This window comes from Actinopolymorpha sp. B11F2, from assembly GCF_040195635.1.
Taxonomy (GTDB): Bacteria; Actinomycetota; Actinomycetes; order Propionibacteriales; family Actinopolymorphaceae; genus Thermasporomyces.
Map to the genome: position 1 here is coordinate 1 of NZ_JBEFTX010000035.1, position 18,206 is coordinate 18,206.

The window sequence follows — 18,206 nt, forward strand, 5'->3', positions numbered from 1 at the left end:
CCAAAGCCCGACGCGCCCCCAACCCAACCACCGAGGAGGTGAACGACAACACCATCCCGGCGCTCAGCGCCTAACCAACCAACGGATCACGCGACACGACCGATACACCACACCAATGGACTTGACCACCAGCTGGCCGAATTTCTGGACAGGTTCAACGGCCGTCGCCCGTACGTGCACGCGTTCTTCTCGACGGCAGGCCGGCGTAAGACGCTATACCGGAAAATCATCGCTGAACTACCGGCGCAACGATCTGGCATCAGCGCGACAGCTATTCCGCGCTTTCAGTGATCGAGCAGATGGCAGTCAAGCGCCTGCCGCTGGTCACCCACGTGCCACAGAGCGCGGCAGTACAAGCGCATCGCGTACTCTGGAACGAAATCACCCGGCTAATCGACCTACTAACCAAGGCGTCAATCAACCCTGACCCGAAACGACCCAGCGTTCGACGCGCCCAACCACGGTTCGGCAAAGCCCAGCGATCCGGTCAAAGCGCACCCATTCGTCAAGACCAACACGCTGACCGGGCCCGCTGAACGCGGACGGCGTGGGTGCCGCTCAGGGTCGTCGACCCCTCGACGAGCCGCCGACGGCGAACGCAGTGAAGAACACTTCAATCGCCGACCTGCCGCCACGACTCCCGTCTGGTCAGCGCCCGCGAGTCCAGGTAATAGGTGGTCGGCAGAGCCTCCACCAGACCTGGGGCGATTCAGGCGCCAACCAGGACTCGGCTTAACTCAAGCGACGAGCCAATTCAAGTAGTCCTCCAGGTTCGTATAGCCGTTCTGGTTACGGTCGCCGTTGTTGTCCGGCGCGCGCGGATCCAGGCCAACCATGACTTCCCAGTGATCGGGCATGCCGTCCTGGTCGGTGTCCAAGGGCGCCCTCCCGTCCGGAATCGGCCCAGGCCCGTTGATGGGTGCGGCGCTCTCATCGCTGATGATCTTGCCTTCGGTGCCCAGCGACTGTACCTCGGCCACGACGAACCGGTCGATCCGGTCGCGGTACTTCGAAGCGCCCACGTTCGCCAGCACGTGCCGGTAGGCATCCTGCGGGCTCAGCGTCCGCACCCGCGGGTAGTCGAACGGCTCGTCGTGCCAGGTGACAGTGGTGTACTCATCGCGGGGCACCTGGTAGCCGTCGAGCTGGCCATTGCGGTTGCCGTCGTGGAAGTTCTTGCTGGCATAGAGGTTGAAGTTCTCGTTCCCCCGGACGAACGGCGGACTCGCCGTTTCCGGTCCCGCGATGAAGTAGCTGTTCTCCACGTTGGCGTGCGAGATGAACATTGATCCGCCGAGAATGTACGCCTCGTTGCGCCAGTTGTAGATGATGTTGTTGACATACTGGTTGACGCCCTTGACCTTCACCGAACGGATGTTGTTATCGGTGTAGAGATTATGCAGGATGCTGATCGGCCCGGCCGACTCGATCAGGCCGCCGGCCGAGTGCGGGTCCAGCCCCTGGCTGATGATGGAGTTCTGGATAGTGACGTTCACCGGCTGCTGGTCCAGCGGTTGGTTCAGATCGCCCGCCGTCACGGAGAAGTTCTCGTCCCGGCCCCAGCTGACCGACAGGTGGTCAAAGATCATGTCCTTGCCGTAGGTGACACCGATCGAGTCCGTTTCGGGCGTTCCGCCGACGCCTTGCCGCACGCGGAAGTAGCGCGCGATCGTGTTGTCGGCGCCGGTGAACGACAGGCCGTCGCCGTAGACCGTGATGCCGCCGCCCGGAGCGGTCTGCCCGGCGATCGTGATGTTCGGTGCGACCGAGATCCGGGAGTCGATCCTGATGATCCCGCCCACGGCGAACACCACCGTCCGGTTCGACTCGCTTACGGCGTCCCGGAACGAGCCGGGCCCGCGGTCGTTCAGGTTCGTGACGTAGTACACGCTGCCGCCGCGGCCGCCGGTGGCGTAGGCACCAAACCCCTCGGCACCTGGAAATGCCGGCAGCGCATCGGTCTGCGCGCTTGCCCTCGGTATCGAAACCGTAAGTCCTGAAACCAATACGGCAACCGCAGCCGCCACCGCGAGCGACCGGATTCTGGTTCTGGGCATGCCGACTCCATTCCGAGTGGAATGTGCTTTGACAGCGCTAGGAAAGCGCTTGCCTGGACTCACTGCACCGTACAAACCGGCGGCAGAGCTGTCCAGATGGTTCGATTGCCGCTCCCGGACGCCGATGACTCCCCGATATCGGTGGCCTACCAGCACGTCCGGGAAGAACCCCGCCGACCTCGATGCTCGACCCCGGGATCACCCCGGTCGCCGATGCGATCGGCCTTGAGCGCGTGGGCGATCCGCTCCAGCACCGGGAGGGTGGGCACGGTCCGGTTTGCCGGGCAGTCCTTCTTGTGCAACCTCTTCGCCATCTGGCGACGCTGAGCTGCCCGTGGTGGATCCCGACGCAGTTCCCGGATCTGAACGCGGGCTTCCTGTCACTCAACCTCGGCTGGGAACTCGTCCTCGGCGTCTACGTGTGGCACCTCGCCTGGTCGCTCGCACTTGGCTTCTTCTTCAACCCGCAGGACTGAACTCCACACCGACGACGATCACTCGGCCGCCGGCCAGGCCATGAGCGGGCCGGCGCCACCCGCACGCAGATGCGCGTGGAGGCGTACGCCGCAATCGGACTCGTCAAGGTGTGTCGGTGGCGCTTCGGGTCCCATCTCGTCGCCCGGCCGCCGCTCCGGTTCGTTGGGCCAGCGTCACCACCACGTCCCCCACGAGGAAGGTCGGGTACCTGCCGACAAAGCCCGCCTCAACGGCGCGACTCGAACACCATGCCGAGTGAGGACAGCATGGACGTTGTTGGACGACTTGCCTTGGGTGCGTCCATGGCGTGGGAGTGATCCGCATTGCGGGCCACTGCATGGGCTCGGCCGCGCTGTGCTCGCCGAGAGGCAGATCCACAGTGTCAGTACGCCGGAGCGAGCGTGTCGCCCGGTAAACCCCGAACACCTCCGGGGTCGTCGCATGAGGTCAGGCGGTCACGGGCGCTTCCCAGTTGATGCGGTAGTCGTGTACCCAGTCCGACGTGCTCCGTGCCGCCTGCCGCGCGACCAACGGAATGACGATCCGATCCCTGATCAGCCCACTCACCCTGCCCGGGATCTTCTGGTCGCTGGTCCGCTTGGCCCGGGTGATGAGCTTCTCCACCCGTCTGCGGCGTAGCGCCTCGAAGGCGGCGAGGGCGGCGGCGGTATCAGGGTGGTCGCGTAGGCACTTCGCCAGCACTATGGCGTCCTCGATCGCGAGGGAGGCGCCTTGGCCCGAGGTCGGTGAGATCGCGTGCGCTGCATCGCCTAGCAGCACGATCGAGCCTCCGCGCCACCTCGCGACCTTGGGTAGGTCGCAGGTGTTCCATGGCGTCAGGATGTCGTCGGTGTGTGCGATGAGCTGGAGTGCTGGAGTGTGGTCGTCGGCGAATAGCCGCTGGAGTTCGGTACGCCATCGCGACGCCACCTCCGCGAGCTCGTCCCGGCTCGCCTCGGTAGCGCGCGGCACGTTGGCGAACCACCACACGTCGCCTGGAGCGCGCTTGACGTAGGCGAAGAACGCCCGTCTGCCGAAGGTCATCGTGAACACGCCGGGCTGGATTCCTACGTCGACTCCGTGGGCAAAGCCGCCGGTGTTGAGCAGGCCGGTGTAACGAGGGGGTGGGCCGTCGGGGTTCAGCAACGCCCGGGTGCGCGAGTTCAGGCCGTCGCCACCGATCAGCAGATCTCCCTTGTCTCGATTACCGTCGGCGAACGTTGCGACCACCCGGCCGTCGGCTCCTGTCGTCGCGTCGAGGAGTTTCTTGCCATACTCGATCGCGATCCCGCGGCGGACCGCCTCGTCGCGGAGTCCAATGTAGAGGTCGGAGCGCCTGATGCTCTGGCTGACCAGACCATTGTCGGGCCTGCCGATCGCGAACGTGCCGAGGGGGCGGCCCGCGCTGTTCTGCATCGCGAGGACTGGCGTGTCGAACCCGCCGAAGTCGCGGGCGTCGACGGCGATCAGCCGAAGCGCGGCCAGTCCGTTGACGGCGACTGTGAGGAACGCTCCGACCCCGTCTGCCGAGCGGTCGTACGCCTCGTAGATGGTCGCGTCGAGGCCCGCTTGTCGCAGGGCCATCGCGGTCACGGGTCCGGTGATGCCCGCTCCGATGATGATCGCCTTTCGCATGCCTGACACCATAACCTGGTTAGCCATACTATGGCTAGTAGGATTCTGAACTAGGGTGAGCACGTGATCGAACCGCCCCGACCACGGTCCCCGCTGGCCATGGTGCTGCTGGCACTTCTGGCCGAGGAGCCAATGCACGCCTACCGCATGCAGCAGCTGATCAAGATCCGACGCAAGGACGATGTGGTCAACGTCGCGCGGAGCAACAGCGTCTACCAGACGATCGACCGCCTGCTCCGTGACGGGCTGATCGACGTACACGAGAAACTCGCAGGCGGCGTCGGGCCGGGCCGGATCGTCTACGCGATCACCGCGAACGGCCAGAAGACACTGCGCCAGTGGACCGACACCATGCTGTCGACGCCGGCTCGGGAGTTCCCCGAATTTCGTGCCGTGCTGGCGGTGCTCGCCATCATGAGCCCCGACGCGGTACGCGCCCAGCTCGAGCGCCGGGCCGAGGAACTGCAGTCCACACTGGCACAGGCCAGGCGCGAGCAGCAGATGGCACGAAAACTCGGGCTCCCGAGGGTCCTCATGCTCGAACACGAGCACATGGTCGCCGTGACCAGGGCCGAACTCACCTGGCTCCGCAACGTACTCGCCGACCTCGGCTCCGGCAAGCTCACCTGGTCGACCGAAGAGATGCTTGCCATCCGAGACAAGTTCGAGTCATGACGCCGATGAGAACTGCGGCGGCACGCGGTCCGCAGCGGGAAGTTTCAATCAGCCGCTGACAACAGGCAGTGGGCATCCGTCATGTGACCAGCAGCTTCGCCAGCCGACGTCGGATCTCGCCGCGCATACGCCACGGGCCGCTCGGTCGGCTGTCTTACCGTGGTTGACGATCACGACTGCCTCGGGACCTCCTCGGTCCGGAGTCACATGCGACCAGTTGGTAGTAGGCGCCCGGCCTATGCCAATGTCGGCAGCAACCTCGTCCAGCCGTACTGGATCGTCCCCACCGAGAGCGCCCGGTGGGCACCGCTCGAGGGTCGGTACTACGCGTTGCGCGAGTCGCCGGAGGAGCACCAGCAGCAGGACGTCGACCCCTACAAGCGAACGCCGCCTCGGATGGCTCCGGAAAAGGACGGGCCGATCTACCGCGTGTGGCAGCCGCAGCAACTCGCGGGAGCCATGACCACGACGTCGACATACTCAAGACACCCGCGAGCGGTCTCAATCGGAACTTCCCACACTGGTTCTGCGGCAACTTCAAGCAGTACGACGGCGCTGAGGACATGCTGCCGGTGGACCAGCACATGCTCATGGCTCTGATCGCGCCACGACCGCTCTACGTGACCAACGCCGACACGGACCTTTGGGCAGATCCACGCGGCTCATTCTTGGCGCTCGCTCACTCGTCGTCTGTCTACGGGCTGTGGAATCACGCGACAATTTCCCTTGAAAGCATGCCTGGGCTCAACAGTCCGTGGGTTGTTTGTCCCCGCGCATACCACATCCGTAGCGGCGAGCACAACATGACGGCCCAGGACTGGGGCTACTTCACGGACTTTGCCGACACCCTGTGGCGATGAGCTTGTACTCGTGACGAGGCTGGCTTCCACGGCGGCGACCGCCCAGTCCAGGGCTAGGGCGAGCCGTGACAGACCTCGCCACGCAAGGAGTCGGAATTCTCTGACGAAAAGTTCGCGACGCAGTACACCGAGTATGACCTGGAGAAGGCCAAGCACCACTGTCAGCAGCAGCGCTACGGCACGCCGGAACCGCGCCCGCGCCGAGACCTACCCGCTGGGACTGTGACGTCCGCGGCCGGCACGCACGCGAGGGTGCACGTGCGGACATTCGATCTGAGACCTCCCGCGCCGTCGTCCTGCAGCATCACCGTCTGTGCCGATCCAGGACGTGGCGGCACGCCGAGGAGTGCCGGTCCCGCTGGCGCTGGGCGGTAGCCTCTCGGGATGGCTGACCGCCCCAGGAACCCTGATGACCGCGGCTACGACTGGCTGTACGGGGAGAACCGTGACGGGGAGGCGACGCAACGGGTCCCGACGTCGCGCCGCTTCGGCGACCGCGACGGCGCCTGGGGTTCACACCGCGACCTACGAACCCGGGCCATGCCGGTGGGCGGGCGGTCAGACCGCCCCGGGTACGAGCACCGCGCGCGTCCCACCGGGCCGCCGCGACCTTCCCCGCGCGGCCGTCGCTCCGGCGGTGGTCGCCGACCGCGCACCCGGCCGCGCTGGGGACGCGTCGTCCTGCTGGTCCTGCTGGCGTGGCTGCTGTTCCTCATCGCGGTGCCGGTGTACGCGATGTCGACCATCGACAAGGTAAAGGCCGAACCCAAGAGCGACCGTCCCGACAACACGCTCGGCTCGGTTTTCCTGCTGGTCGGCTCAGACAGCCGCGAGGGGCTGACCGCCAAGGAGCGCAAGAAGCTGCACACCGGCAACGCCGGGGGCGAGCGCACCGACACCATCCTGCTGCTGTACGAACCGCCGTTCGGTCGAGGAAAGACGCTGCTGGTCAGCCTTCCGCGCGACTCGATCGTCGAGGTCCCAGGCGTCGGCACCACAAAGATCAACTCCGCGTACGCCTACGGTGGCCCCAAGCTGCTGGTCGAGACAGTGGAGGGCGAGACCGGCCTCTACGTCGACAACTACATCGAGATCGGGCTCGGCGGGTTCGTCAACCTCGTCGACGCGGTCGACGGTGTGCAGATCTGCCCCAAACAGCGGATGGACGACGTGAAGGCCGGCCTGCACATCAAGAAGGGCTGCCAGGATGCGGACGGGGTGACCGCCTTGGGCTACGCGCGCTCACGGCACACCTACTCCACCGGTGACATCGGCCGCGGCGAAGCGCAGCGCGAGGTCATCGGGCAGGTCGCACAGAAGGCCGCCTCACCGTGGTCGGTGATCAACCCCTTCCGGTACTTCGCCCTGAACACCGGCGGCGCCGACGCCCTTCGCGTCGGTGAGAACGTCGGGCCCATCGACATGGCCCAGTTCGCCTGGGCGGTGCGCAAGGTCAGCGGCAGGAGCGAGGACGGCAAGACCTGCACGGTGCCGATCGCCGACCTGTCGGTGAACTGGGACACCGACCGTGCGCGGGCGCTGTTCGAGAAGATGCAGGAAGGCGACACCCATCACGTCAGCAAGCGGCTCTGCAGCAAAACCGGTCTGCCTTACTAGCTAGTGTCCTCCGCCTGAAATTCGTGCGATATATCGGGCGAGGGACTCGAGGATCTCCTCGGCGGTCTTCTTCCAGACGAACGGTCTTGGGTTCTTGTTCCAGTTGTTGATCCACTCGCGGACGTCTTTCTCCAGCGCTTGGACGCTTTTGTGGACGCCGCGGCGTAGGAGTTGGTCGGTGAGGAAGGCGAACCAGCGCTCCACTTGGTTGATCCAGCTGGATCCGGTTGGGGTGAAGTGCATGTGGAAGCGTGGGTGGCGGGCGAGCCAGTCGTTGATGGCGGGGGTCTTGTGTGTGGACAGGTTGTCGCAGACGAGGTAGACGTCGAGCTGGTCCGGTACCGCTTTGTCGATCCCGACGAGGATTGGGGTGTACCAATGATCTTGGACAGGGACTCCTGATCCGAGAGGATGTAGTCCATGTCTGAGAAGCGCCGGAGCTTCAGCCCGCAGTTCAAGGCTGAGGCGGTGCAGATGGTGATCGAGACCGGGAAGCCGATCGCGACAGGTGGCCCGTGATCTTGGGATCCACGACGGCACGTTGGGCAACTGGGTCAACGCCTGGCGTCGCGACAACCCCGAACCCGACCAGCAGTCTCTGTCTGCGGTGGAGCGTGCACGCGTGAAGGAACTCGAGGACGAGAACCGCAGGCTGCGGATGGAAAACGAGTTCCTGAAAAAGCCGCGGCCTTCTTCGCCCGGACGCCGCAGTAGCCGAGCGGTGTGCGTTGATCGAGGCGGAGAAGGCCACCTACAGCATCGCGTGGATGTGCGCCCAGCTGGGCGTGCCCAGATCCAGCTTCTACGCCTGGCGGAACCGAACCGAGACCCCCGACCCAGGCACGTCGACGCGAGCTGGCTGTGCAGGTGCGTCGAGTGTTTGACAAGTCGCGCCAGACCTCGGGCTGCCGGCGGGTGGCCGCACAGTTGAACCGGGAAGGCCATGAATGCTCGGTCGGGCTGGTCGCGGACCTGATGCGCGAGCTCGGGCTGCGGGCTGTGCAGCCACGTGCGTACAAACGCACCACCCTGCCCGGTGAGCAGCCTGAAGACTCGCCGGACCTGATCGGCAGGGACTTCACCGCCTCCGCGCCCGGGCAGCGGCTCGTCGGCGACATCACCTACCTCGCCACCGACCAGGGCTGGCTGTACCTGGCCACCGTGATCGACCTGGCCACCCGGATGGTGGTGGGCTGGCAACTGGCCGACCACATGCGCACCAGCCTCGTCACCGACGCGTTGGCGATGACCGCAGAAGCCGGACACACACGACCAGGAGTGATCTTCCACTCCGAACCAGCGTCGGGCGGACCGGCGTGTGCTGGGACACCGCCGCCGCCGAGTCGTTCTTCGCCGCACTGAAGAACGAGATGTACCACCGGCAAAAGTTCACCACCAAGGCCAAGGCACGTTTCGCCGTCGCCGAGTACATCGAAGTCTTCTACAACCGGCAACGGCTGCACTCCACACTCGGCTACCGCACCCCACACGAAGCCCTCACCGAGTTCGAAACCGCAGCACCCGCTGCATGATCAACAACGAGGACCTGTCCAAAACCCTTGACACACCTCAGACCTCGACTTCGACGTGGACGATCTCGACCATGGGGAGGAGGCAGTTCTGGCTTGGGCGCCAGGCGGGCAGAGGTCCAGCCTGGCGGTGACGCCTACCGTGTGTTCCTGGACCCTGCAGGCCATCCCTTCTGCCTAGTCCAGACGTGAGCCGTTCTCGCAGCAGGTGTTGAGCGCCGCGCGGCGGCGCCTGCCCCCGAGCCCTCGTCCTACCCGCACGACCTCTGCGGACTGCCGCGAGCGACCGTTGGCGTCGAGGTGTCCGGGTAGGATTCTCCTGCGGACAGTCCATGCGAAGCGCGAGGGAAGCCTGTCAGCCTGCGCTTCGCTGAAGGTGCCACGCTGCCTCGAGTGCATCCTCGATGGCACCAGCGTCGCCTCTGGCGAGATCGGCGACGACCATCATGTGCTTGATGTACCGGGGCGGCACGCTGAAGGTTCCGGGGAACTGCCGGAGGACCGAGGCGCGGTAGTCGAAGTCGGCTCGGATCACCACATGGGTGTCGTCAAGCTGGCGGGCGACGAGCCTGCCGTGGTACCGCCACTGGGCAAGACCGTCCGCCGTTGTGCGGCGCACACCTTCCAGCGCATCGGCCAGCCGGTCTACCTCGCCTATCTGCAGCACATCGTCAACGATAGGCAGCGGCAACGTGGCTGCGTAGGTCGGCTTCGGTTGGGGATCCCTGACCGGGCACATGCCGCTGTCGTTACGGATCTGGCTGGGGTGATGGTAGGGCCGGCTCTGAGTCGGGCTGCCGGATGGAGCGTCAAGTCGTTGGCAGCGCTGGCACAACAGAATCGGCGTCCGGTAGCCGATCTTGTACCGGCACTCGCGTTCGGGACGGATAGTGTGTCTCAGTGACCTCGGTGAAGCTGCGCCACTCCGCCCGAGCGATCATCCTCGATGAGCACGATCGCATCCTGCTGTGTCGATTCGGATTCCCGCATCCTGCCGTGCCCGCCGGCGCGACGATCGTCTGGGCGGCCCCCGGCGGCGGCATCGAACACGGTGAGACTCCGCTCGAGGCCCTGGACCGTGAACTGCGCGAGGAGGTAGGACTCGTCCTCGATGCCGATCCGCCCCACGTCTGGCATCAGGAAGTCATCGCATCCGGACACGCGGCCGGGTATGACGGCGTGATCAACGACTACTTCCTGATCCGCACCTCCTCGTTCACGCCACACGGGACGCTGTCCGACGACGAGTTGACCGCCGAGCACATCACCGGGTGGCAATGGTGGCCGTGCAAGGACATTGCCGACTACCGGGGGACAGACCTGTTCTCACCACGCGACCTCGCAACGCTGCTGATCGCGCTGATTACAAACCGGATACCAGCTGCCCCGGTAAGGCTGGGGCTGTAAGTCGATCAGCGCCCGCGAGGCGTCTCAATCAACCATCGGCTTGTGAGAACCCACTTTCTGAGGCCCCGCCCTGCTGACTTGCTCGAGGAGATAGTCAGGCCGGTGCCTGCCAGGCGATCAGGTGGCGTCCCAGGATCTGGCGGGAGACGCGAGCGCCGGGCAGGACCTCGTGGACGCCCTTGCTGTTCGGAAAGTGGTGCAGCGTCGCGTTGGACACGACGGCATCGAACGACGCCCGTGCGAAGGGATACGTCATCACGTCGCCGTTACGCCAGGTCACCTTCGCCTCCGGAAACCGCGCTCGCGCCCGCTCCAGCACCGGGGCGTCCACATCGATCGCGACAACGCGGGGGACACGCCTTGCCAGCCTGGCGGCGAGGAAACCATCCCCGCATCCCACGTCGAGCACCGACGTCGCGGAGGGGGGCACGCACGCATCCAACCTCGCGTCATAGTGGATGTTCACATTCCACGGATCAGCAGACATGCCGCCAAGGTTGCCGTGTGAACAACGTCCAGGCCAGTTGCCGCCCTCCCTGTCCCGGATCTGCGGACTGGTGCAGCCACCAACCGCCCACTCACAGACCCTGGGCGGCATTGACCCAGGCCGTGGGCACTGAACCGCTGCCGGGTAGTGCCCAGCTTCTCCTTGGGTGCCAACGGGGACGAGCCGGGTGCCCGGTGAGCGATCACTATCCGTACGTGGGAGCATCCCCGTCGTACGCGGGAGGTTCGGCTTACGGAACGGCAATCAGAGCGATGTGTAGCCGGGCTCAACCTGAGTGCCTGCCATGGCCTCATCCTTGCGCGGTCGGAGACAGCTGCATTGAGGCCGTTCAGCCGCGGCCGAACATCTTTATGGCGTTTCTGATCCCCAGCCAACAATCCTCACCGGCATCTGCGCCGGACTGCACCGCCCCAACGGCGCCACCATCGCCGACAAGATGCTGTTCACGGTCGCCGCGATGGCCGCCGAGATGGCACGCGAACTCGTCCGCGAACGCACCCCCGACGGGCTCCGCGCCGCCCAAGCCCAAGGCCGCAAAGGTGGAAGCCCAGCCGCCGTCGACGACGTTCTCGCCGTCGCGCGCGCACGACAAGCCCGCGGAGAGTCCGTCACCACCATCGCTCAACACCTCGGCATCGGACGCTCCACCCTGTACCGGGCACTCCAAAACCACAGAGGAACCGCTCGCCAAAGAGCTAGCCGGATGATCCTCACAGGTCAGGGCTCTTGGCGTTCGATCCTGTTCCGTCTTCCCCGGACGCCGCATTGACGTCCTGGTCACCAAGGACGGCGGGGGCGAGATGACGGCCGCGAAGCTGGTCGCCGCCCGCCAGCTCGGACTTCCGGTCGTTGTCGTAGGCCGTCCATCGGTTCCGCCTAGTGGTGCTGTCGTCGACTCCCGTCGACGCCGCGCTGGAATGGCTGGACGCCAGCATGGGCGCAGACAGTCAAGGAGTTGTAGCGCGCATAGGAAAACGTGGTTGCTGCCCGAGGCGTCGGAGGAGCCGCAACCTAGCCGCAAGCCCCTGGAGCGAAAGTATCGGTGCTGTATGCAAGCTTCTCGGGTCCCGACTGCGCGGCTAGCCTGTTGCGCACCGAAGTGTAGCGGCGGCTTGACGGTGTTCGGGCGGGCCGGTCAGGAATGTAGCCGACGCTCGCATCCCACCCGAGTCCTTACGGAACATGAACGCTTCGCAGGAGGTCGTATGTTTCGGTCCCTCGCGCTCGTCGTCACCACCATAGCGGCCGTGACCGCTCTGGCTGGGCTGCCAGCTCAGGCCGACTCGCCACCCGACATCGACATCAACCGCACCGAGAAACACCAAGCCATCGACGGTTTCGGCTACTCCACGGCCTTCCAACGTGCATCTTTGGTCCACAACCTGCCCGAGGACAAACGCGAGGAGGTCCTCGAACTCCTTCTAGACCGTAAGACCGGCGCTGCCCCGAGCATCCTGCGGCTCGGTATCGGTTCTTCGGCGAGCAACGAATATGACTTGATGCTTTCGATCCAACCGGCCGATCCCGGTGGTCCGACGGCTCCTCCGAACTACAGCTGGGACGGCTGGGACGGAGGCCAGGTGTGGTTTGCCAAGCAAGCACAGGAGCGCGGAATCGATCGGTTCTATGCAGATGCCTGGAGCGCTCCTGGCTACATGAAGGACAACGGAAGCGACAGCAACGGCGGATCGCTCTGCGGTATGCAGGACGTCAGCTGCGACAGCGGTGACTGGCGTGAGGCTTACGCGCGATACCTCGTTCAATACACCAAGTTTTACGCAGCAGAAGGTATCCGGATCGACGAGCTGGGGTTCACCAACGAGCCCGACTGGACCGCGTCGTACGCCTCCATGCGGTTTACGCCCGCTCAGGCTGCCGAATTCATGAAGGTGATCGGCCCCATCGCTGACGACGCGGGAGTGAACGTGGCCTGCTGCGACTCCTTCGGGTGGCAGCACTCGGAGGCCTACGCCCGGGCAATCGCATCTGATTCCGAAGCTCGTAAGTATCTCGACGTCTTCACCGGTCACGGCTACGCGAGCCCGTCGGACCATCCGCTGCCTACCACGGCGACGACATGGATGACGGAATGGGCACCGTCGAGTGTTGCCGACGGCTGGAACGAGGCCTGGGATAGCGGCAAGGTCACCGACGGCATCAGGATCGCGGAGCGTATCCACGACACCCTCGCGCTCGCCGACAGCAGTGCGTTCATCTTCTGGCTCGGCTCCTCGCGCGGTGGCACCGCGGCGCTGATCCAGGTCGATGACGCCAACAACGCCTACCGCGTGTCCTCGCGCCTTTATGCCTTCGCCGCGTACAGCCGGTTCATCCGGCCCGGTGCGGTGCGGATCGGCGTGGACAATGCCCGCGAAGGGCTGAAGGTGTCGGCCTACCGCAATGCTGGCGGCGCCGAAGTCGTGCAGATCATCAACACCACGAACGAGGCCGTCGGGACCACGATCGACATGAAGGACCCCACGGCCTACCTCACCGACTCCAGCCACAACCTGGAGAAGGTCTCCGGCATCGTCTCCAAGCGCGACCGATACACAACGGTGACGTTGGCGCCGCGCTCTCTGACCACCCTGGTCACCGACCGCCCCGGCAACGGCTGATCCCTCGGCGAGTCGCCGGATCCAGGGGTGAACCCCTTCGCAGCATGCATCACCTGGAGCAGTGGCGTGGCGTGAGTACGGCCGGTCCGCCTCGGCTGCCGCCACATATCTGCTGCCTGAAGCCAGCTTGATCTTTCCTTGCAACGGAGCCTACCGGCCCGGTGGTCAGGGTGTCCCCCTACCGGAAGGAAACTCCAATCGAGCCGACTTGCCTCCTGCGCCGTAGCGTCGCGCACCAGCACCAATCCAGACGTCGGCTATTGCGGCAACAGCGGCTGGACCGAGCCGCGGATCACCAGGTGGGTGCCTAGGACCGTGTGCGGCGGGGGGCCGCCGTGGTTCGTGTGCTGCAGCGCGAGTCGCACGGCGGTGCGCCCGAGTTCCTCGTGCGGCTGGGACACGGTGGTCAAGTCGATGTCCATCGCGGGCGGCAGGTCGTCGAAGCCCACCATGGACACGTCCTCGGGCACCCGCAGCCCGTGCTCGAGCAGCGCCTGCCGGGCGCCGGCCGCGATCTGGTCGTTGCAGGCGAACAACGCGGTGAAGTCCCGCTCCTCGAACGCCAGCCGCTCCTTCATCATCCGGTAGCCCTCGCCACGCTCGAAGGTGCCCTCGACTTCGAGAGCGGGGTCGACATGGCCACCGATGCCGACCCAGGAGTCTGGGATGGCTGACGATCCGATTCGGTACAGGAGGAGTATGCGGTCGTCACGGATGAGGAAGATCGAGGTCATGAGTCGCGCCGAGCGGAGGCTCATGGCCGGCAGGCTATATAGCGGAGCGCGGGTCGATCTGGCCCGGTATGCGATCCCCGCGAACTGACCGGTCAGGGGACCTTCCCGCGTGATCGACGGGCACTTGGCCGGATCGCTCGGGTGCCCGGATCCGGATCTCTATTGAGACGGGCTCCATGGCTGCACTCAGCAGATGCCTCGACGACGGCTAGATCTTTCGGACTCAGACGAAATGGCGGCGAACTGTCTTGCCGGCACGCGAAGTTGCCCGCACACTCTTGCCATGGGATGGTGGATCTTCATCGGTGCCGTCGCGCTGCTGGCCCTGCTCGGACTGACCTACCGGTTTCGTGGTGCGGGGGCGCTAGACCGCGCGCGACATGAACGAGTCGCCGGAGGCGCAAAAGGAACCGAGAACACCCTCCCGCCGGACTTCACCAACATGTCAGGGTAGTTGTAGCCGGCCGGGATCAGGTGTTCAGCTGGCCTGCGGGCGGGGGCTTTGGCGGTTCTATACGAGCATGGGCGAGGCACGGCAGGAGTTCTCGATCGCAAGGACGTCCGCTGGGTGGTACGTGCGGACCGTCTGGCAGCTGCGAATCGTGTTCCCCAGAGGCCCGGTGGGCGGCGGGTTGCAAGTGCCGCGCTGAGCAAATTCGATCAAGCCGCGCGCACCAGGGCTGGCTGACAATGGCACCCATGGACACGCCGGCCGATACCCTCGCCGCCTTCGTCGCGGTGCTGTCCGAGGCGCTCTATGACCATGCGGCCACTCGCCGCCCGAGGCCCACACCGAAACCCAGCGCGCGCCTGAAGCCAACGGAGGGCCGGATCCCGGGTGCCATTTCGACCGTGCTCGAAAAACCTTGACTGCGCCATGATCATGGTGGTTGGTTCGTTGCTGCCACGCCGGTACCCGGTCGTGGCCTGCACCTTGAGAGGCTGGCTGGATCAAAGCGGGGGGACATGTACAAGGTCGTGAAGCGGCTGGCGCTTGCTCTGATGGTCGTAGCAATGGGTAGCCCACTTCTTCTGGCCACAGGCCAAGCCCAGACGTTGGTGGAGGCCAGAACGACCGAGCAGCCCCTGACACTGCCGGTACGGACCAAGCAAGCCCTCGCCGGTTCACCGAACCAGGACGCTGATCACAAGCTGCGTGCACTCAATGCCACGGCACTCCGGGGGCCCGCTCGAAGATCGGGCCTGGCCACTAACGCCAGGAGCTCGCAGCTTCGGGTCCTGCACTGGAACATCTACGGCGTCACAGGAAACCATGGGACTCACGAAGTTGTGGACCGGCTCATCGACAACGTCGAAGGGCTGTGGGCCAACGGGCTGCCGATTCACCTTCTCTCGATCAACGAGACCTGTCGAGAGCAGACCCGTTACGCACTCGGACAACTCAAGAGGCGGCTTGGTATCGATGCTGTTGAGATGCACTTTGCCGAGTCAGACGAAAGCTCGTGGTATGACATCCGCTGCACCGGTGCTGATGCCGGCGATGACACCGGCGTCGGCCTGATCGCCCTCGGCGCGGACCGTGTCGTTGTCAAGCTGCGGTACTGGTTCAACCGTGACGGCACCTTGCACAGGCGCACGCGAGGCGACCTTCCGATCAGGCCACCAGGTAAGCGGGCCGCCGCGTGCATGCTGGTCTCCTACAGATCCACGCTTGGACGTGACGTCTGGGTATGCTCGGCTCACCTTGCCACGCAGGCCGAAGGCAAAACAGCGGCGGCCAAGCAAGCCCGCACATTGGTCACCGAACTCGAGAAGGAATTCTCTGGCGAAGCGCCAGTCGTTCTCACCGGCGACCTGAACCTCGAACCGGACCGGTTCGGCTCGATCTATGCCCCAGACCAAGACGGCAACAGTGACTGCAAGCCCGAGGGCCCGCCGCCGGGGTTGTGCTTTCTTGAGGTGGACTGGCCGGAGAACCGCCCGACGTGGACACCAAAGAAAGCGCCCCAACCGACGCAGAAGCTGGACTATATCTTTGGCGATCAGCGGCACTTTTTCCCGACGGCGGCTGCGCTCCTTGACGGAGGCAACTGCTGGCGCGGCCAAAAGCCCTGCTCGGATCACCGCATGCTGTTCGGCACGCTTGCGTTCCGGGAATCTGGCACCGGTGGTCCCGCACCAACGCGACTGACATACCGAGGACCCACCGACGCCCCATACCACCAACCCTTTACTGCCTCCGCAACGCTGACCCACAGCAGGAAGCCTGGCGATGACCCAACCACTCCCCTCGCCGACGCGCGGGTGAGGTTCACGCTTGGGTCGGGTGGGGGCGGTCAGACCTGTGCCGGTACGACGAACGCCTCGGGCGTCGCCCACTGCCAACTGTTGGCCATACAGCGTCCTGGGAGGACAACCCTCACCGTCCACTACTCCGGAGACGGCTACGCGCCCAGCTCCCTTACGGTGCCATTCACGATCACCCGCCAGCCGACTACCACGTCCTACCGCGGCCCAAGCCGGCTCGCGAACGGCACCCCGGTGACACTGGCAGGTCAGCTGCACGAGAACCACGACGGCTCCCCTATTCCGGGTCGCACCTTGCGAATGGCAGTGGGCAGTGGCGAGCACCGCCAAGCCTGCACCGGAACAACCAACGCATCCGGCACCGCCCGCTGCACCATCCGCTCGGTCGACCAGCCATTGAACGCCGCCGCCACCGTCCCGGTACAGGTCCAGTTCGCCGGCGACCCGTACTACCTGCCGTCGTCGAAGTCGGCGACAGCGTTGTTGGAGTACTACACCGGACGCGCCTACGGCCTCACCGCCACCATCGGACTTCCCCTGGTGCCGCTCGTCAGCCTGTCGCCCACACCAGACACCGGCCCTGTGAGGACCGCACGCGCATCCGAGAGCACCACCCCATGTGTCGCCGAGGTGGATGCCGCAGTCCTGCTGACGTCGGACGTCGTGTGCCCGAAGGTGACGACCAGACTGGCGCCGGGCACATCGACCTCGACCGCCACGGTCGAACAGACAAGGATCGGCCTCCCAGGACTTCCGGTGATAGAGGTACGCGGGGCGACCGCGACGTCCACCAGCACATGCGGATCCGGCGGGTCCGCCACAGGCAACACCGGCCTCGAGCTCTACATCGGGGGACGACGGGTTCCAGTCACGGCCGAGGTGAACGCCGAGGTCGACCTACCAGGCGTCGCCAGGCTCGTGGTCAACGAGCAGAAACCCGTCGCCGGCGCCGACCACGGGCTCACCGTCAACGCCGTCCACCTGACCGCTGCCGGTGGCAACACCGACATCGTGATGGCCTCAGCAACCAGCGACGTCCACAACTGCGCCAGATAAAGGCTCGGCTTGCGGTGGCTGTAGGTGCGGCACGATCGTCGTCTGCCAGGTCGCCGGCGGCGATGAGCTGGTCCACTCGGCACCCGCGTCGCGCTGTCGGAGGTTCCCGGTACAGGAGGAGCTCCCGTCCGTTTGGGGAACCGCGGGTTCGAGCGGTGATTGCAACACCCGATGGGCACCACGGCGCTCAGGTCTCCATTGGGCGCCAAGGTAGACGAGGTTCCCGTCAGGATCGCGCGTTTGGTCCACGCGTTCACCCCACGGCTGGTCCTCCGGCTCAGCGACGACAGGTGTCCCAGCCGCTGCCAGCGACTGGAGCGTGGCATCAACATCATCGACGTACACCCAATAGCCGAACCGGTCCGCATCGGTCGCACTTCCCGCGCCGATGCCGATGCTCGATGAGCCACGCTCCATAGTGACAAAGCCCGGCTCGCCCTCTGGAGGGAACTGGTAGACCTGCGTGAAGCCGAGCTGCTCGTAGAAGCGTCGCGCCGAAGAGAGATCACCGACGCTGATGATCGGGAATGCACGGTTGCTCATGAGTGGAGTCTCCCAGCGACCCCCGACGGGCAGCCACGGCACCAGGGCGGTCCGACGCGCTGCAGTCGTCCGTTTACGGATCCGCATACGGACAGGGCCCCGGTCGGAACGCTGCTCCTGTGATGTGTCATCGCGGTGTTCGGGCGCACCGTTCTCCTACCGGACGGCGGTGGACTGGCCCCGAACACCGCTCGTATGGAGCCGCGTCCGAAGCTCGCGCGG

At 65.4% G+C, this 18,206-nt stretch carries 18 protein-coding genes and 1 pseudogene; 12 read left to right on the plus strand and 7 right to left on the minus strand.

The features are described 5' to 3' along the window. Window positions 1-737: 737 nt before the first annotated feature. Complete coding sequence (locus ABN034_RS33440; protein WP_349694959.1) at window positions 738-2,213, minus strand: pectate lyase family protein; 1,476 nt, start codon at window positions 2,211-2,213, stop codon at window positions 738-740. 26 nt (window positions 2,214-2,239) lie between these two features. On the opposite strand from ABN034_RS33440, the gene ABN034_RS33445 reads away from it, so the two are divergent. Then, on the plus strand, window positions 2,240-2,533 hold the full coding sequence (locus ABN034_RS33445; protein WP_349694960.1) for a hypothetical protein: 294 nt from the start codon (window positions 2,240-2,242) through the stop codon (window positions 2,531-2,533). Between the two features lie 448 nt (window positions 2,534-2,981). Here the strand turns inward: ABN034_RS33445 and ABN034_RS33450 are convergent, their stop codons facing one another. Beyond that, a complete protein-coding gene (locus ABN034_RS33450; RefSeq protein WP_349694961.1) occupies window positions 2,982-4,169 on the minus strand; it encodes an FAD-dependent oxidoreductase in 1,188 nt (395 codons plus the stop codon). A gap of 63 nt (window positions 4,170-4,232) precedes the next feature. Between ABN034_RS33450 and ABN034_RS33455 the strand changes: the two genes are divergently transcribed. The 3 genes from ABN034_RS33455 to ABN034_RS33465 all read left to right on the plus strand — a co-directional run bounded on the left by ABN034_RS33455 (window position 4,233) and on the right by ABN034_RS33465 (window position 7,321). Next, the gene (locus ABN034_RS33455) at window positions 4,233-4,844 is read left to right on the plus strand and encodes a PadR family transcriptional regulator (protein ID WP_349694962.1); all 612 of its coding nucleotides are present in this window, start codon (window positions 4,233-4,235) and stop codon (window positions 4,842-4,844) included. A 431-nt stretch (window positions 4,845-5,275) separates the two neighbouring features. After that, entirely contained in the window at window positions 5,276-5,704 is a 429-nt protein-coding gene (locus ABN034_RS33460) for a glucuronyl esterase domain-containing protein (RefSeq protein WP_349694963.1), read from the plus strand. A 384-nt stretch (window positions 5,705-6,088) separates the two neighbouring features. Then, on the plus strand, window positions 6,089-7,321 hold the full coding sequence (locus ABN034_RS33465; protein WP_349694964.1) for an LCP family protein: 1,233 nt from the start codon (window positions 6,089-6,091) through the stop codon (window positions 7,319-7,321). On the opposite strand, the gene ABN034_RS33470 is transcribed toward ABN034_RS33465, so the two are convergent. Then, window positions 7,322-7,795 carry a transposase gene (locus ABN034_RS33470; RefSeq protein WP_349694976.1) on the minus strand — a complete coding sequence of 158 codons (474 nt, stop codon included), beginning with the start codon at window positions 7,793-7,795 and terminating at the stop codon, window positions 7,322-7,324. Here ABN034_RS33470 and ABN034_RS33475 point away from each other — a divergent pair. Continuing rightward, a pseudogene (locus ABN034_RS33475) lies at window positions 7,742-8,853 on the plus strand (IS3 family transposase). The gene ABN034_RS33470 and the pseudogene ABN034_RS33475 overlap by 54 nt on opposite strands. A 93-nt stretch (window positions 8,854-8,946) precedes the next feature. Then, entirely contained in the window at window positions 8,947-9,042 is a 96-nt protein-coding gene (locus ABN034_RS33480) for a VOC family protein (RefSeq protein ID WP_349694965.1), read from the plus strand. Window positions 9,043-9,205: 163 nt separating this feature from the next. On the opposite strand, the gene ABN034_RS33485 is transcribed toward ABN034_RS33480, so the two are convergent. Beyond that, window positions 9,206-9,517: a hypothetical protein gene (locus ABN034_RS33485; protein ID WP_349694966.1), complete on the minus strand. Its 312-nt coding sequence runs from the start codon at window positions 9,515-9,517 to the stop codon at window positions 9,206-9,208. Window positions 9,518-9,750: 233 nt separating this feature from the next. Here ABN034_RS33485 and ABN034_RS33490 point away from each other — a divergent pair, with 233 nt between their 5' ends. Continuing rightward, window positions 9,751-10,257, plus strand: coding sequence for an NUDIX hydrolase (locus tag ABN034_RS33490; protein ID WP_349694967.1), 507 nt, complete (start codon window positions 9,751-9,753; stop codon window positions 10,255-10,257). Between the two features lie 94 nt (window positions 10,258-10,351). Here the strand turns inward: ABN034_RS33490 and ABN034_RS33495 are convergent, their stop codons facing one another. Then, window positions 10,352-10,744 carry a class I SAM-dependent methyltransferase gene (locus ABN034_RS33495; protein WP_349694968.1) on the minus strand — a complete coding sequence of 131 codons (393 nt, stop codon included), beginning with the start codon at window positions 10,742-10,744 and terminating at the stop codon, window positions 10,352-10,354. A gap of 490 nt (window positions 10,745-11,234) precedes the next feature. On the opposite strand from ABN034_RS33495, the gene ABN034_RS34775 reads away from it, so the two are divergent. Then, window positions 11,235-11,534 carry a helix-turn-helix domain-containing protein gene (locus ABN034_RS34775; RefSeq protein ID WP_502879142.1) on the plus strand — a complete coding sequence of 100 codons (300 nt, stop codon included), beginning with the start codon at window positions 11,235-11,237 and terminating at the stop codon, window positions 11,532-11,534. 436 nt (window positions 11,535-11,970) lie between these two features. Continuing rightward, on the plus strand, window positions 11,971-13,383 hold the full coding sequence (locus tag ABN034_RS33505) for a glycoside hydrolase family 30 protein (RefSeq protein WP_349694977.1): 1,413 nt from the start codon (window positions 11,971-11,973) through the stop codon (window positions 13,381-13,383). Between the two features lie 257 nt (window positions 13,384-13,640). On the opposite strand, the gene ABN034_RS33510 is transcribed toward ABN034_RS33505, so the two are convergent. Continuing rightward, window positions 13,641-14,141 carry a substrate-binding domain-containing protein gene (locus tag ABN034_RS33510; protein WP_349694970.1) on the minus strand — a complete coding sequence of 167 codons (501 nt, stop codon included), beginning with the start codon at window positions 14,139-14,141 and terminating at the stop codon, window positions 13,641-13,643. Window positions 14,142-14,400: 259 nt separating this feature from the next. Here ABN034_RS33510 and ABN034_RS33515 point away from each other — a divergent pair, with 259 nt between their 5' ends. From ABN034_RS33515 to ABN034_RS34780, 3 genes are all read left to right on the plus strand, one after another. Next, entirely contained in the window at window positions 14,401-14,571 is a 171-nt protein-coding gene (locus ABN034_RS33515; RefSeq protein ID WP_349694971.1) for a hypothetical protein, read from the plus strand. A gap of 245 nt (window positions 14,572-14,816) precedes the next feature. After that, window positions 14,817-14,987: a hypothetical protein gene (locus ABN034_RS33520; protein WP_349694972.1), complete on the plus strand. Its 171-nt coding sequence runs from the start codon at window positions 14,817-14,819 to the stop codon at window positions 14,985-14,987. A gap of 777 nt (window positions 14,988-15,764) precedes the next feature. Further along, entirely contained in the window at window positions 15,765-17,441 is a 1,677-nt protein-coding gene (locus ABN034_RS34780) for a choice-of-anchor P family protein (protein ID WP_502879143.1), read from the plus strand. On the opposite strand, the gene ABN034_RS33535 is transcribed toward ABN034_RS34780, so the two are convergent. Beyond that, entirely contained in the window at window positions 17,406-17,984 is a 579-nt protein-coding gene (locus ABN034_RS33535) for a VOC family protein (RefSeq protein ID WP_349694975.1), read from the minus strand. The genes ABN034_RS34780 and ABN034_RS33535 overlap by 36 nt on opposite strands. Window positions 17,985-18,206: the final 222 nt, after the last annotated feature.